The organism is Limnohabitans sp. INBF002, from assembly GCF_027924905.1.
Taxonomy (GTDB): Bacteria; Pseudomonadota; Gammaproteobacteria; order Burkholderiales; family Burkholderiaceae_C; genus Limnohabitans.
Window position 1 is genome coordinate 352,492 of the sequence record NZ_AP027055.1, and the last position, 14,769, is coordinate 367,260.

Here is a 14,769-nt window from a genome sequence, read left to right on the forward strand (position 1 = left end):
ACGAGATGCCACACCCAACGCCCGACGACGATTTTGAAAAACCCATCGTGCATGAAACGGCTCTGAGTAAGTCGATGGTGTTTTCAGACATCGACATTCAAAGCCGCATGAGCGTGGCACGGCCCGATGAGCTGCAGTTTGAGTACACGCGTTTGATGATGGGCGTGCTGCTGTTTCAGCCGCAACCCAAACGCATCTTGATGGTGGGCTTGGGCGGTGGTTCACTCGCCAAGTTTTGTTACAAGCATTTGCCCCACACGCACATCACCGTGGTCGAGATCAACCCACACGTCATTGCGCTGCGCCAAAGCTTTTGCATTCCCGATGACGACGTACGCTTTCAAGTGCTGCAAATGGATGCAGCAGACTTCATGGCGCAGACCGAGCAAAGCTTTGATGTGGTGATGGTCGATGGCTTTGATCCACAAGGCATGCCCGAGCAGCTGTGTTCGCCGCAGTTTTATTCAGATTGCCGACGCGTGTTGACTTCAGGCGGTGTGGCGGTGGCCAACTTGCACCGATTCAGCGCGTACCGTGATGTGTATGTAGACCGCATGGAGTCTGCCTTTGATGGGGCGCTGTGGGTGGTCAACGCACCCGGCACGACCAACTGCGTGGTGTTTGCGATGCACGATTTTTCTAAAGACACAAAAATCACTTACAGCAAACACAAGCCTGCGCACATGAGCGATGAGGCGTGGGCGCAATTCTCGCCCAGCGTGGCGCGGGTGTTTTTAGCGACGCAAGCGCCTGCGCAGACTTAGAGCGCCACCATTTCCAGAATGCGACGTTCCCGCGAAAGATCGGTGCTGGCAAACCCTTTTTGAGCAAAGTACGTCACCATGACTTTTCTGAAATCCTCGGTGCCGGTTGTGCGCAAATTGAACTCACCATTGAACCCCTGGGCATCTTTTTTGTACTCCACGGCAACCAATTCACGGGCCGTGACTTTTGCCAAGCTGCAGAGCCAATGGAATGTACGCGCTGGAATCCGCGTGCCTGTGGCCACGGCCACGATGACGTCTTCGCCTTGCCACTCCAGTTGATCCAACATCACGATGGCACCTGATAAATCAGGGCGCATGTTGTGTGGCAGCAGCGTGCCCTCTTGGCGCCAAGCGCAATGGAAACTTTGGCAAGGGTCTTGGGGGCGCGCATCGTAAATGCTGCAACCTTGGCGGGTGCAATGTGTACAGGCTTGACCTAAATCGGCGTGGGCCGGTGGCGCTTCAATATCCAGCCATCCTTCGCAACAGGCAGTGCAAGGCTGGCAATTTCTCTGGTTGATCACGTGCATGCGCCACGATAGCCAGAGCGCCACGATAGGTGCGTGACGTCTGTGTCATTCCCGTTTTGTATGACGTAGATGTCATTTGAGAGTTCGCAATGAAAAACCCCACCGCTCTTGCGAGCGATGGGGTTTTAGACTTTAAATCCTTAACTGGCTAAGCCAGTGGGGGGATTAGAACTGGTGACGCAAACCGAAACCAACGTTCTTTTTAGAAGCTTCGTTAACTTGACCTTCGTAAGTTGCTTTTGTGAATGCATAGTAAGCATTCAAAGAAGTACGCTTGCTGAAGTCATAAGTAGCACCCAACAAACGGCCTTTGATTTTTGCATCGCCAGAACCTGTATTGTCTGTGTCGATGGTGTACTTACCTGAACCGTACGCAGCGAATACGGTGGTTTTACCGAATGGAGCGCTCACGCCCAAGTCAGTACCTGTGCGCTTGAGGGAACCATTGTTCTTGAACAAGCCCCATGCGCTGGTATCAATCGTGCCGTTCATTCCTGTACCAGCAGCAACATCAGATTTGCGTGTGAAAGTGTTCAAGAAGACTTTGGCAACTTGGAAATCGTAGTTAGCAGCAAAAGTCGTGTCTTTTGTTGTAACTTTCAGATCTTTAGTTGCTGCAGTGCCGTAGGTAGCTGCATCAGACACCAATTCTTGATAAGCCAAACCCAAGTTCAAAGGGCCTTGGCTGTACTTCGCTGCAACAGCAGTCAACTTGCCATCAGCCTTGCCACCAGCATTGGCGGTAGTTGATGTTTTGTCATCAGCGACTGTTGCGTATTGCACCATACCTTGGAAACCGCTGAACACGGGTGAAGCGTATTGGAATGCGTTTGCGCGGGTAACGTTACCAGCAGAAATAACTTCGTAACCTTCGCGGTTGACTTTACCGCTGGCCAAAGCTGCACGGTTAGGGTCTGTGTTGAATGAGAAGTTTTGGATACGGCCACCGACGTTACCAGTAGGTGTTGCACGACCGACACCACCTTGGATTTGGTCTTGCAGTGTGTATTGATAGCCAGCACGTACTTCGCCCAGCTTGGCGTCAGACAAAGACAAGAAGGATTGGCGTTGTGTACCCAAACCTTGGTTTGCAGAATCAGCACCAGCGCCCCATGAGCTCAGGTTCATGTCCAACACGTAGCCAGCTTTCACGCCGCCACCGATGTCTTCATTGATAGTCATCACGACTTGGCTAGAAGTCCAGCCTTCAGCGCCGTTACCCAATGGACGTGATTGCTTACGTGTAGTTGCATCAGCTGCAACTTCGTTAGTGTTAACAGCAGTGCTGCTGCCTTTTTCAGTTGTCACGGCGTAGCCGAGGTCGATGTTGCCGGTTAAAGACACAGAAGATTGAGCTTGTGCGCCGAAGGCTGCGAGTGCTGCGATAGCAACGAGGGTTATTGCCACTGCTAAGCCATCTGATGAATTAAGTCTCTGTCAGGGTTAATGATTTTTCCTAGGATTTGCGTGTTCATAACTTTCCAGAGTTACGAACTACGTACACCCTTCATCCTTGTTTTGAAAAATCAAAAATGCTCACCCAAACCCCAGCCAACGAAGATTATTTTTTTATTCCGAAGGCACGCAATTCGCCCATCAAGCAGAGTTTTTCGCAGGTGCAAGGGTTGCCCGAAAAACTCAAGATTTTTCGAATCGCGGGAAGTAAGTATTGGCAGGTGCGTTTGTTCAACCACGGCAAGTACATTGTTAAAAGTTTGAAAACGACAGAGAAGCGAGAGGCTGAGTTGTTAGCGCAGCATTTTTATGCGGATCTAAAAATGCGTGGTGTTGTGAATGAACGAGGCGTTCTGCCAGTGTTGGATGAGATGTCAGCCTACATAGAAAATCAGCGGCTTTTGCATGATTTGATTCAAGAGGTGTTGGCGACGGAGCAAGAGCGTTTGTGCCGAGATGAGATCACGCTGGGGTCATTTTTGATGACCAAAGGTCGTTTGGAAGGGTTGGTGTTTGATTTTTTAAAGACTTGCACGTTGAGGCAAATCAAGACCGAAACGATGGAGGCATTCGTTAGTTTTTTAACTGAGAAAAAGCTGGCGCCACCAACAATTGTTGGCTACATCGCGTTGATGCGAAAGCTGTTGCGCTTGTTGCTGCGTAAAGAGTTGATCGATAAACATCCGCTGTTTCCAAAGATCAAATCACCACCCAATTCGCGTGGCGCGTTCACGGTGACCGAATACCGCGCTATCTTGAGGAGGGCGAAGACGCTTCGAGGTGTAGCGTTTACGAATTGGGGTGATGGCAAGCGTCCTTGGATCAAAAAGAAATACCAGCAAATGCCCGAGTCCATGAACGCCCTGATTCGTTTCATGGTCTATACATTTGTCAGACCCGGTGATATTCGACAACTCAAAAATAAACATGTTGAGGTGGTGAAAGGCAGTTTCAATTATTTGCGACTGACACTGCCTGAAGTTAAGCGGCACAAAGCGCCGATGGTTAGCTTGCCTTCTGCGGTGGGTATTTACGAACGAGTTTTGCAGCAACAAAAAGAGCAGGGGTTTGGCCTACCCGATGACTATGTGTTCTTTCCAGAGGAACGAAACCGACGGTTGATGCTTGACATCATCGGCTGGTTGTTCAATTGGATTTTGAGAGAGTTAGATCTCAAGCAAGGTCCCCATGGCACGGAACGAACACTTTACAGTTTGCGGCATACGGCCATCACGTTTCGGTTGATTTATGGCGGCAACATTGATTTGTTAACTTTGGCTAGAAACGCGCGCACATCGGTCGAGATGATCGAGAAGTTTTATGCCAGCACGTTGTCAGCAGAGATGAACATCGCTTTGCTGCATGGCAAGCGCTGATCGTGACTTCAGCCTAAGGACCGAATACGCTCCACATGCGCCAACAACGAACGCATGGCCACAGGCCACAAGCGTGGTGGCACATCGTCGTAGGCCAGCTTGACCCAATCGTCCATGCTGCCTTCGGGGTGTTGTTGCATGACCCTCAAAATCTTGGCTTCGCGTTTGAGGCGATGCGCTTTGAGGTGCGTGATGCACGCACGCGCATCATGCGGCTCATCCCACAGATTGCCCAACACATACCCGTGGGCGGGCAGGACGAAGTCGATGCGGTCTTGTTCACACGCGGCCAACAGTTTGTCGAGTGAGTTCAAGTAGTCGTGCATGTTGCCGTCGGGCGGGTCGATGACGGTGGTGCTGCCGTTGAGCACATGGTCGCCACTGAACAACAAGCCATCTTCTTCCAGCACCAAGCACAGGTGGTTGGCTGCGTGGCCAGGGGTGTGGATGACTCGCAGTGTGTGCGTGACGGTTGAGCCTTGCAACACCAAACACTCACCATCATCCAGCTCGCGGTCAGGGGTGAAGGCGCTGTGTGCGCGTGCGGTGGGCTGTGAGGCGAGTCCCAAGATAGGGGGCTTGTGGCCGTGCTGTTCGCACAAGGCTTGAAGCGGGGCCGCACCGGGTGAGTGGTCAGGGTGCGAGTGGGTGCACACGATGTAGCGAATGTTGCCGCCCGCAGCGCGCCACAAACGGTCTATGTGTTCGGTGTCAGCGGGGCCGGGGTCGATGGCGGCGTAGCCCGTGTCGGGGTCACCCACCAAATAGCTGTTGGTGCCCGGACCGGTCATCACGCCGGGGTTGGGGGCGGTGAGGCGTTGCACGTTTTTCAGCAGCAGCACGGTTTGGTCGGTCACCCAATCGAGGTGGTGCAGCATTTGCCCGTCGGGGCAGGTGAGGGCGAGTTCGCCAAAGGGCGCTTCGTGCTCCATGTAGCGGGCTTCTTTGCCGCCCAACCAGCCGGCGCGTGGGCAGCTGGTGAACCAAGGTTGTTCGCTGGCGCAATCGGCCAACACGCTGTCCACCGTGACGTAGCTTTGCAGACGCTCTAGCGTGCGGATGGTGGGGTAGATGATGAAAAAGTTGCCTTCAGCGTGGCGAGTCAAAGCATCGGCAGGGCGTACCCACACGGGTTCGAATTGTTCTTTTTCGTCAGCGACGGGCGTTTGTGCATCGGGCATGCGCGCCACGAGAAAGGGCACATCAAAACGGCGAGGCAGGTCGCGGTCGGTGATCCAGTGGGCCAACACAAACACCTCGTCGGCGGCCAGTGTCAATCCGTGTGTGGCGCATTGCTGCGCAAATTCGCCTTGGGCTGCATGACGGTCCAGCGCGGCAATGTCTGCGGCGTTGGCCATTTTCCCGTTGGCGTGGCGGGCCAGCAAAATGCCCAGTTCTTCAAAGCTTTCGCGGATGGCCGCGATGGCTTGGGTCAGGTGCAAGTCGCTTTGCGTGGCGCGGCGTTTGGCGTGCGGGTGAGCCAGCGCATCTGCGGCGTCAATGCCCCCGCCCGGAAACACATAGGCACCGGGTGCAAAGCTGGCGGTCATGGAGCGGCGGGTCATCAGCACTTCTAAGCCTTGTGGGCCATCGCGCAGCAACAGCACGGTGGCGGCAGGCAAGATGCGCGCGGGTTCTTGATGAGGGTGAAGGAGTTGGGTAGAGCGGACCATGGGCACATTATGAAGAAGCCTAAGAAATGGGGGTTTATGAGTGTTTACCCTTGCGTAAAAGCCGCATGAATTTGAGGCTCGCTTGCATCAACAATTTGACTTAGACAAATTGTTTAGGAGACTTCTGGATGCAACGACGCACTTTCAAAACCGCGCTGGGCTTGGCCCTGACTTTGGCCGCCCTCAGCGTGCCGCAGCTGGCCGTTGCGCAAGCATGGCCAAGCAAGCAACCGATCAAGTTGGTGGCGGTGTTCCCACCCGGTGGCTCTGTGGACCAAGTGGCCCGCATCATTGCGCAGCCGTTGCAACAGCAGTTGGGCCAGACCGTGATTGTGGAAAACCGTGGCGGTGCCTCGGGCGTCATTGGCACAGCGGCCGTGGTGCAAGCGCCGGCCGACGGTTACACCTTTGCCGTGGTGTTTGACACACACGGCGTGAACCCCAGCCTGAACCCCAGCATGCCGTTTGACAGCAAGAAAGATTTGGTTCCCTTGGTGTTGGTGGGCACTTCGCCCATGGTGCTGGCGACCCACGTGAATTCCGAATACAAAACTTTCGCCGATGTCATTGCCGCGGCGAAAGCTAAAAAGAACGTGAGCTTCGGCTCGATTGGCAACGGCAGCTTGGGCCATTTGGCCATGGCCTTGTTGGGTAAGGACGCCCATGTGGAATGGACGCATGTGCCTTACAAAGGCGGCGGCCCCATGATGAGTGATGCCGTCGCGGGCCACGTGCCTTTGTCGGTTGGTTCGGTGTTTGTGACCAAACCCCACATTGACAGTGGTCGCATGCGCCCTTTAGCCGTGACCACCACCAAGCGCGCGGCTGACCTGCCCAACGTGCCAACCATCGCCGAAAACGGTTATCCCGGGTTTGAAGCGCCGGCATGGTGGGCTGTCTTGGCCTCTGCAAAGACGCCACCAGACATCGTCAAACGCATGAACGAAGAACTCAACAAAGTGTTGAAAAACCCTGAAGTGGCCAAGAAGCTGGATGCGCAAGGCATCGACATCATGGGCGGTAGCGTGGTGCAAGCCAGCACGTTCATTGACAAGCAAATGAACATCTGGTCCAAGGTCGTGAAGGACAACAACATCAAGGCAGATTAATTTCTCAAATGTGTTTACCCACAAAAAAGCCACCCGTTGGGTGGCTTTTTTGTTGTGGCAGTTGAACGTCGCCGTGCTTAGCGTGGTGCTTCGCCATCAGGCGTGATTTGCAAAGCCACCAAGAAGCGAGCCACCATGTTGTAGGTGGCAATGGCCGTGGTGAGTTCGACCAGCTCTGTGGTGGTGAAACGCGCTTGCAAGGCTGCAAACAGGCCGTCTTCGACTTTGACATCGCGCGTCATTTGCGCAGCGTATTGAACCACCAAGCGCTCAACGTCGCCCAACGCGGCATCGGTCACGGGTTGACGTGGATCGCCTTGCACCACGCGGTTCAAAGCGTCTAGCTGGTCTTGTGTGCCGCCTGCAGTGAGGAAGTCGGGCGCATGGTGGTGGTACTCGTACTTGGCGCCGGTCAACAAAGCCACGGTGCAAATGCCCAGTTCGCACAGCTTGCGGCTGGTGGATAGGCCGGTGCGCACGTTTTTCAAATACACATTCCAGCCGCGGGCCACAGGCTCGCTCCAAAGCAAAGCGCGGTCAAGGTTCATCAGTTCACCGCCGCGACGGGCGAGGATGGCGTCCACCAAATCTTGCGGTTGGTGTTTTTGTTCAGGGGTCCAGGCAGGAATGCGCATGTGAGTCAGGTGTTTGTTTGAAAAGAGGCTGCGAGCATAAACGCAAGCGCGTGAAAAGCCTGACCACTCAGCGACATCCATTGGCAGTGCCTGCATGCACACGCTCGGCGTGCCCGATAATCACCCCATGCGAATTCGCTTTACCAAAATGCAGGGCGCAGGCAATGACTTCGTGGTCTTGGACGAGACCACCCAGCGTTTGAACCTCACGCCCGCCCACTACCGTTTTCTGGCCGACCGCCACTTTGGCGTAGGCGCAGATCAAATCTTGACCGTGCGCCCCGCGCCGCAGCCTGACGTGGACTTTGAATACGTCATCCACAACGCCGATGGCGGTGAGGTGGAACAGTGCGGCAACGGCTCGCGCTGCTTCGTGCGCTTTGTGCGCGAACAAGGACTGACCGACAAAACCACGGTGCGCGTCAAAGTGCACGGCGGTGTCATCACGCTGCAAGAAATGCCAGACGGCCAAGTGACGGTCGACATGGGCGCGCCCGTGTTTGACTTGCCCCAAGTGCCGTTTGCTGCCGCACACGCCACGGCCGTGAACGACACCACGTGGCAACTGGCCCTGAGCAACGGCGACACCGTGAAGGTGGGCGTGGTCTCCATGGGTAACCCGCACGCCGTGCAAGTGGTGGCCGATGTGGACACCGCCCCCGTGCTGGCGCAAGGCCCCTTGATTGAAAACCATGCCGCTTTTCCTAAGCGCGTGAACGCAGGCTTCATGCAAGTGCTCAGCCGCAACGCCGTGCGCTTGCGTGTGTTCGAGCGCGGTGCGGGCGAAACCTTGGCGTGTGGCACCGGCGCTTGCGCGGCGGTGGTCACCGGCATTCGCTGGGGCTTGCTGGATCCACGCGTGACCGTGCAAACCCACGGCGGCACACTCACCATCGAATGGCAGGGCGGCGACACATCTGTGCGCATGACCGGCCCAGCCACCACCGTTTTCAACGGCGAAATTACCATTCCGGACACCCTATGACGAACTCAGCCATGAACCCCATCACCGAAGACGACATCGCCAATTTTTTGGTGAACACGCCTGATTTTTTTGAACGCCATGCCGAGCTGCTCTCAGCCGTCAAGCTGACCAGCCCACACAGCCACCGCGCGGTGAGCTTGCAAGAGCGCCAAGCCGAAATGATGCGCGAGAAGATTCGCGCCCTCGAGCTGCGCATGATGGACATGATGCGCCACGGCACAGAAAACGAGGTGCTGATTGAGCGCATGCAGCGCTGGGTCAAAACCTTGTTGATGACCAACAACGCGCGCGATTTGCCACACACCATCGCCGACCATATCCAACACGACTTCATGGTGCCGCAAGTGGCCATCAAGGTGTGGGATGTGCGCGAGGACTTCAAAATTGAGCCTTTTGCGCAAAGCGTGATCGACCCCATCAAAGACTTCGCCGCTTCATTGACGAAGCCCTACGTGGGCATCAACAACAACTTCGACGCCGTGCAGTGGCTGGCTGACCCCGCTGCTGCGCAGTCGGTGGCCTTCATTGCCCTGCGCGCCACACGCCCCGAAGACACGCCACAAACCGCTGCCGAGCAACCGGTGATTGGTTTGTTGGTCTTGGCCTCGCCCGACCCACAGCGCTACTACGAAGGCATGGGAACCACCATCATCGAACGCATGGGTGACTTGGCCAGCGCGGCGCTGTCGCACCTGCGATAAGCACACATGGACTTGGTCGCCCGCTACCTCGACCACGTTCGCTTTGAAAAGCGCTTGGCCGAGCGCACGGTCACGCTCTACACCCTAGATCTAGAAAAACTCGCCGATTACGCCGCCCAAGCCAACGTGGCGCTAGACGCGGTGCAGAGCACGCACATCCGCCGCTGGGTGGCGCAGATGCACAGCGGTGGCCGCAGTGGGCGCGGCATTGCGCTCATCCTCTCAGGTTGGCGCGGTTTTTATGTGTGGCTGGGTCGTCAAGGCTTGGTCAGCAACAACCCCGTGCAAGACGTGCGCGCCCCCAAAGCCCCAAAGCCCTTGCCCAAAGCCCTGAGCGTGGACGATGCCGTGCAACTGGCCGAATACCACGCCGCCCCCGACGCCACCGATCCGTGGCTAGAGTGTCGCGACGCCGCGCTGGTGGAGCTGCTGTACGGCTGCGGCCTGCGTGTGGGCGAGCTGGTGGGCCTGGACGTGCAAGCCGGCGCACAAGCCAAAGGCTGGATTGACTTTGAAGGCGGCGAAGCCCACGTGCTTGGCAAAGGCAGCAAGCGCCGCAGCGTGCCCGTGGGTGGTAAAGCGCTAGAGGCCATGCAAGCGTGGGTCGCGGTGCGCGACCAAGGCCTCACACCCGCCACTGCCGAACAAACCGCGATGTTCATTGGTCGCAACGGCGCACGCCTGACCGCGCAAGCCGTGTGGCAGCGCTTGCGTCAGCGCAGCTTGAAAGCGGGTTTGTCCACGCCCGTGCACCCACACATGCTGCGCCACTCGTTCGCCAGTCATGTGTTGCAGTCGAGCCAAGATTTGCGCGGGGTGCAAGAGCTGCTGGGACACGCCAACATCACGACCACGCAGGTGTACACGCGGTTGGACTTTCAGCATTTGGCGCAGGCGTATGACTCTGCGCATCCTCGGGCTCGGAAGAAGTAACGCTTCTTTGTTGCTGCTTCGGCCCAAGTCAGGGGTGGGGCAGTTGACTCATAAACGCAACGAACGCCAAAGAAATAAACAGACAAGCCAGCCGCAAACCACCAACGACTCAAACGACAATCGAGTCAATGAAAACAATCAAGCTAAGAGAAGGCAAAGAGCGTTCTGCCTTGCGCCGCCACCCGTGGATTTTTGACAGCGCCATTGCCAAAGGCAGCGGTGACGCGGGTGAAACCGTGCGGGTCGAAGCCAACGATGGCAAGTTCCTCGGCTGGGCCTCGTTCAGCCCCGAATCCAAAATTCGTGCGCGCATTTGGAGTTTTGACGAAGGCCAGCGCATTGACGCGTCGTTCTTCAAAGCCTCTATCGCCCGTGCCATTGCAGCGCGCAGCCGGTTTGACATTCAAAGCAACGGTGTGCGTCTGATCCATGGCGAGTCCGATGGTTTACCTGGTCTCATCGTGGACCGCTACGACGACATCTTGGTGGCCTCGTTTTTATCGTGCGGTACCGAGCGCTGGAAGAGCGTGATTGCCGACGAGTTGCTGGCGCAAACAGGCCTCACCAAACTCTACGAACGCTCAGACTCCAACGTGCGCAAGCTCGAAGGCTTGCCCGAGGTGACGGGTTGGCTGCGCGGCGAGGGCGCTACGGGCTTGGTGCTGCGCGAGCACGATTGGCAGCTGTCGCTCGACGTGGCCGAGGGGCACAAGACCGGGTTTTATTTGGACCAACGCGACAGCCGCAAGAAGTTTGCCGATTACGCCAAGCGTTTGCAGTTTCAGCGCGTGCTCAATTGCTATTGCTACACAGGCGGCTTTACCGTGGCCGCTTTGGCAGGCGGTGCGGCGCATGTGACGTCGATTGACTCATCTGGCCCCGCGATTGAATTGGCCAAAGCCAACGTGGCACTGAACGGCTTTGACGCCGCACGCACCACGATGATGGATGCCGATGTGAACGCGTCCTTGCGCCAATTCATTCAAGAAGGCCGTACGTTTGACGCCATCGTGCTTGATCCCCCGAAGTTCGCACCGTCTGCTGCCCATGCCGACCGCGCGGCGCGCGCTTACAAAGACATCAACCGCTTGGCGTTCAAGCTGCTAGAGCCGGGCGGCGTGCTGTTCACCTACAGCTGTTCGGGCGGCATCAGCGCGGACTTGTTCCACAAAATCATTGCCTCCGCAGGCATCGATGCGCCGTGCGATGGCTACATCAGCGAACGCATGCAAGGTGCGCCCGACCATCCGATGACGCTGACCTTCCCCGAGGGCGAATACCTCAAGGGTTTGGTGGTTGTTAAAGCCGCTGAGCTGGTTGAAAAACCCAAGTCGGCCACAATATCGAGTTGATTGAAACGTTCAGAAATAAGGCTTCTCTTCTATGTTGATCCCCGCCACCATCCTGACCGGCTTTTTGGGCTCGGGCAAAACCACCTTGCTCAAGCGCGTGCTGACTGAGGCCCACGGCCAAAAAATCGCCATCATCGAAAACGAGTTTGGCGAAGAAAACATCGACAACGAAATCTTGGTGTCTGACACCAACGAGCAAATCATTCAGATGAACAACGGCTGCGTGTGCTGCTCGATCCGCGAAGATTTGCGCACCACGCTGCAACTGTTGGCCGCCAAAAAGCGCAAAGGCTTGCTCGACTTTGACCGCGTGGTGATTGAAACCACCGGCTTGGCCGACCCCGGCCCCGTGGCACAAACCTTTTTCATGGACGACGAGATTGCCGAAAGCTTCTTGCTCGACTCCATCTTGACTTTGGTCGACGCCAAACACGCCGCTCAGCAGCTGAACGACCGCCAAGAAGCGCGCCGCCAAGTGGGCTTTGCCGATCAAATCTTCATCAGCAAGGCTGACCTCGTGTCACCTGCTGAACTGGATGCCTTGCAACACCGTCTGAAGCACATGAACCCACGTGCCCCACAAAAAGTGGTGCACTTTGGTGAGGTGTCGTTGGCTGAGGTGTTTGACCTGCGCGGCTTCAACCTGAACGCCAAGCTCGACATCGATCCTGACTTCTTGTCGGACGACGACCACCACCACCACCACGATGGCGAGCACTGCGACCATCCTTCCCACAAGCACGACCATGCACACGACCACGGTCACGGCCATGACCACGCGCATTGCGACCATGACCATGTGCACGACGAGCACTGCAACCACGGCCATCATCACCACCATGACGATGACGTGAAGAGCTTTGTCTACAAGTCCAAGCGTCAGTTCGACCCCGCCAAGTTGGAAGACTTCCTTGGGGCCATCGTCAACATCTATGGCCCCAAGATGCTGCGCTACAAAGGCGTGCTGAATATGAAGGGCACCGAAAAGAAGGTGATCTTCCAAGGTGTGCACCAGTTGATGGGCAGCGATTTGGGCCCTGATTGGGCCGAAGGCGAAGAGCGCGTCAGCAAGATGGTGTTCATCGGTATTGATCTGCCCAAAGACATCTTGATTCAAGGCCTTGACCAATCATTGGTTTAATGAATTTTGTTAGTTTTTGCTAATTTGATAAAGCCTTGGGGTTTGTGGCTACAATCCCGCGCGCCAGACCCTGCCAGCACACCCGTGCCGTCTGGGGCAGCCAGGAGACCCACAGTGAACGCTAAATCCAAGAAAACCGCTTCTAAGAAGCCTGTTCCCGCTAAAAAAGCGGCTAAAACAGCGGCAACGCCCAAAGCGGTTGCGAAGAAAGTTGTGAAAAAACCTGTGGCGGTGAAGACCCCCGCAAAGTCTGCCAAGCCAGCGGCTAAGCCCGTGGCTAAGAAGGCTGCACCAGTGAAAGCGGCCGCGAAGAAGGTGGTCGCCAAAAAGGTGCCTGCTAAAAAGCCAACCGCTCCTAAGGCTGTGCCTAAAAAGGTGGTCGCTAAGAAGGCTGCTGCACCTGTTAAAAAAGCTGTGGCTAAAAAAGCACCTGCCAAAGTGGTGAAGGCGCCTGCCAAGACCACCAAAGCGCCGGCAAAAACGGTCAAAGTCGCCGCCAAACCTGTGGCTAAAAAGGCGGCGGCTAAACCCGCTGTCAAAGTTGCAACCAAGGCTGCGCCAAAGCCGGCTCCTAAAGCTGTAACCAAAGCAGTGGCTAAACCAGTCGTCAAGGCTGTACCTGTCAAGAAGGCGCCTGCTGCAAAGCCCGCACCCGCCAAAGCGGCTGTGGTCAAAGCGGCCAAGCCTGCCAAAGAACCCAAAGTCAAAGTGGTGGCCGCGCCTGCACCCATCGTGCACGTGACGCCCATCATTCCTGGCTACACCCCTGTGGTGCACAAGAAAAACTCCAGAGCTGCCAAGATGGCAGCTTTGGTTCCACCCCCGCCAGCTCAAGTGGTTGCGTCCAACGCAGCCAAGAACAGCTTTATGCCGATGACGGCACCCTCTGCTCCAACCATTGTTCCTGTGATACCTAAAAAAGACGCCAAGCTCGCTAATAACTGGAAGACCAAAACGGCCGACCAACTGACTGATGCCGAAATTATCGCCATGCCCGACAGCGAGTACATGAATGACACTCAAATGGCATTTTTCCGCCTCAAGCTCGTTCAGTTGAAAAACGAAGTGCTGAGCAATGCCAGCGAAACCACCGAACATCTGCGTGAAGACACCGTGGTCGTGCCTGATCCTGCTGATCGCGCCACGATTGAAGAAGAACACGCCTTGGAATTGCGCACACGCGACCGTGAACGCAAGTTGCTCAAGAAGATTGAGCAATCCATCCAACGCATCGACAGCGGTGACTACGGCTACTGCGACGAGACCGGTGAAGCCATCGGTGTGGGCCGTTTGTTGGCCCGTCCTACTGCCAGTTTGTCGCTGGAAGCGCAAGAACGTCGCGAAATCAAGCAGCGTATGTTCGGAGATTGATGGTCTAAACGCCAAAAATCATCAAAAAGCAGGCTACCTAGCCTGCTTTTTTTATGCCTTTTTCTCTTCATAACCCACTTTTAGTGCCCTTGCTAAGTGCTTCATTTATAACGATTTTTAACCCTTGGTGTGGATGTTAAAATCGCCGTAAGTTGTTGATTTCATTGAAAAAATCCCAAATTTAGGCGTTCAGAACTCGTTTTCCTGCTACAGTGCAAATAAGTGCAATTAAGTGGTGAAAAGTGCCTTTGGTGCTTTTGCCGCTGTTGTTTTGTTGATTTGTTTGTGGAAAAAGGGTCGCCAACGTGTTTCAGGGTGCTTCATCGCTGAGTCTCGACGCCAAAGGCCGTCTGTCGGTGCCAACCAGGCATCGCGACGTCTTGAGCGCGACTGCGGCTGGGCAGCTCACCATCACACGTCACCCCCACGGCTGTTTGATGGTCTTCCCGCGTCCCGAGTGGGAAAAGTTCCGTGAACGCATTGCCGCGCTGCCGATGAGCGCGCAATGGTGGAAACGCATCTTCTTGGGCAACGCGATGGATGTGGAGATGGATGGCACAGGCCGTGTCCTCATCTCGCCCGAGCTGCGCACCGCAGCGGGTATCAGCAAAGACACCATGCTGCTTGGCATGGGTAACCACTTTGAACTTTGGGACAAGGCGACCTACGAGGCGCAAGAAGCCCAAGCCATGCAGGGCGACATGCCCGATGTGTTCAAGGAATTTTCTTTTTAAAGGATGA

14 protein-coding genes are annotated in these 14,769 nt (G+C 55.9%); 10 read left to right on the top strand and 4 right to left on the bottom strand.

Features of this window, described 5'->3' with window-relative positions; genetic code table 11:
• The first annotated feature begins 5 nt into the window (after positions 1-5).
• Complete coding sequence (locus tag QMG15_RS01840; RefSeq protein ID WP_281789223.1) at positions 6-764, top strand: fused MFS/spermidine synthase; 759 nt, start codon at positions 6-8, stop codon at positions 762-764.
• Here the strand turns inward: QMG15_RS01840 and QMG15_RS01845 are convergent.
• Together QMG15_RS01845 and QMG15_RS01850 are read right to left on the bottom strand one after the other, a co-directional pair.
• Entirely contained in the window at positions 761-1,297 is a 537-nt protein-coding gene (locus QMG15_RS01845; RefSeq protein ID WP_281789224.1) for a hypothetical protein, read from the bottom strand. The genes QMG15_RS01840 and QMG15_RS01845 overlap by 4 nt on opposite strands.
• 165 nt (positions 1,298-1,462) lie before the next feature.
• Positions 1,463-2,704, bottom strand: a complete 1,242-nt coding sequence (locus tag QMG15_RS01850; RefSeq protein ID WP_281789225.1) for a porin — start codon at positions 2,702-2,704, stop codon at positions 1,463-1,465.
• A 125-nt stretch (positions 2,705-2,829) separates the two neighbouring features.
• On the opposite strand from QMG15_RS01850, the gene QMG15_RS01855 reads away from it, so the two are divergent.
• Positions 2,830-4,128: a phage integrase SAM-like domain-containing protein gene (locus QMG15_RS01855; RefSeq protein WP_281789226.1), complete on the top strand. Its 1,299-nt coding sequence runs from the start codon at positions 2,830-2,832 to the stop codon at positions 4,126-4,128.
• Between the two features lie 8 nt (positions 4,129-4,136).
• Here QMG15_RS01855 and QMG15_RS01860 read toward each other — a convergent pair whose 3' ends face one another.
• Complete coding sequence (locus tag QMG15_RS01860; protein ID WP_281789227.1) at positions 4,137-5,801, bottom strand: MBL fold metallo-hydrolase; 1,665 nt, start codon at positions 5,799-5,801, stop codon at positions 4,137-4,139.
• Between the two features lie 128 nt (positions 5,802-5,929).
• On the opposite strand from QMG15_RS01860, the gene QMG15_RS01865 reads away from it, so the two are divergent.
• Complete coding sequence (locus QMG15_RS01865) at positions 5,930-6,910, top strand: tripartite tricarboxylate transporter substrate binding protein (RefSeq protein WP_281789228.1); 981 nt, start codon at positions 5,930-5,932, stop codon at positions 6,908-6,910.
• Positions 6,911-6,987: 77 nt separating this feature from the next.
• Here QMG15_RS01865 and QMG15_RS01870 read toward each other — a convergent pair whose 3' ends face one another.
• Positions 6,988-7,545, bottom strand: coding sequence for a carboxymuconolactone decarboxylase family protein (locus QMG15_RS01870; RefSeq protein ID WP_281789229.1), 558 nt, complete (start codon positions 7,543-7,545; stop codon positions 6,988-6,990).
• 127 nt (positions 7,546-7,672) lie between these two features.
• Between QMG15_RS01870 and dapF the strand changes: the two genes are divergently transcribed.
• The 7 genes from dapF (at position 7,673) to mraZ (ending at position 14,762) form a co-directional block, all read left to right on the top strand.
• On the top strand, positions 7,673-8,530 hold the full coding sequence (gene dapF / locus QMG15_RS01875; RefSeq protein WP_281789230.1) for a diaminopimelate epimerase: 858 nt from the start codon (positions 7,673-7,675) through the stop codon (positions 8,528-8,530).
• Positions 8,527-9,231 (top strand): DUF484 family protein, encoded by a 705-nt coding sequence (locus QMG15_RS01880; RefSeq protein WP_281789231.1) that lies wholly within the window; start codon positions 8,527-8,529, stop codon positions 9,229-9,231. Before dapF ends, QMG15_RS01880 begins: the two co-directional genes overlap by 4 nt.
• A 6-nt stretch (positions 9,232-9,237) precedes the next feature.
• Positions 9,238-10,164 (top strand): tyrosine recombinase XerC, encoded by a 927-nt coding sequence (locus QMG15_RS01885; protein ID WP_281789232.1) that lies wholly within the window; start codon positions 9,238-9,240, stop codon positions 10,162-10,164.
• Positions 10,165-10,292: 128 nt separating this feature from the next.
• Complete coding sequence (locus QMG15_RS01890) at positions 10,293-11,516, top strand: class I SAM-dependent methyltransferase (RefSeq protein WP_281789233.1); 1,224 nt, start codon at positions 10,293-10,295, stop codon at positions 11,514-11,516.
• A 31-nt stretch (positions 11,517-11,547) separates the two neighbouring features.
• Positions 11,548-12,657, top strand: a complete 1,110-nt coding sequence (locus QMG15_RS01895) for a GTP-binding protein (protein WP_281789234.1) — start codon at positions 11,548-11,550, stop codon at positions 12,655-12,657.
• Between the two features lie 504 nt (positions 12,658-13,161).
• A complete protein-coding gene (gene dksA, locus QMG15_RS01900; protein WP_348773328.1) occupies positions 13,162-14,028 on the top strand; it encodes an RNA polymerase-binding protein DksA in 867 nt (288 codons plus the stop codon).
• A 305-nt stretch (positions 14,029-14,333) separates the two neighbouring features.
• Positions 14,334-14,762, top strand: coding sequence for a division/cell wall cluster transcriptional repressor MraZ (gene mraZ, locus QMG15_RS01905; RefSeq protein ID WP_108359773.1), 429 nt, complete (start codon positions 14,334-14,336; stop codon positions 14,760-14,762).
• Positions 14,763-14,769: the final 7 nt, after the last annotated feature.

Coding starts and splice junctions, on each gene's coding strand:
- QMG15_RS01840 (WP_281789223.1), top strand. CDS start 6: ATGCCACACCCAACGCCCGACGACGATTTTGAAAAACCCATCGTGCAT.
- QMG15_RS01845 (WP_281789224.1), bottom strand. CDS start 1,297: ATGCACGTGATCAACCAGAGAAATTGCCAGCCTTGCACTGCCTGTTGC.
- QMG15_RS01855 (WP_281789226.1), top strand. CDS start 2,830: ATGCTCACCCAAACCCCAGCCAACGAAGATTATTTTTTTATTCCGAAG.
- QMG15_RS01860 (WP_281789227.1), bottom strand. CDS start 5,801: ATGGTCCGCTCTACCCAACTCCTTCACCCTCATCAAGAACCCGCGCGC.
- QMG15_RS01865 (WP_281789228.1), top strand. CDS start 5,930: ATGCAACGACGCACTTTCAAAACCGCGCTGGGCTTGGCCCTGACTTTG.
- QMG15_RS01870 (WP_281789229.1), bottom strand. CDS start 7,545: ATGCGCATTCCTGCCTGGACCCCTGAACAAAAACACCAACCGCAAGAT.
- dapF (WP_281789230.1), top strand. CDS start 7,673: ATGCGAATTCGCTTTACCAAAATGCAGGGCGCAGGCAATGACTTCGTG.
- QMG15_RS01880 (WP_281789231.1), top strand. CDS start 8,527: ATGACGAACTCAGCCATGAACCCCATCACCGAAGACGACATCGCCAAT.
- QMG15_RS01885 (WP_281789232.1), top strand. CDS start 9,238: ATGGACTTGGTCGCCCGCTACCTCGACCACGTTCGCTTTGAAAAGCGC.
- QMG15_RS01890 (WP_281789233.1), top strand. CDS start 10,293: ATGAAAACAATCAAGCTAAGAGAAGGCAAAGAGCGTTCTGCCTTGCGC.
- QMG15_RS01895 (WP_281789234.1), top strand. CDS start 11,548: ATGTTGATCCCCGCCACCATCCTGACCGGCTTTTTGGGCTCGGGCAAA.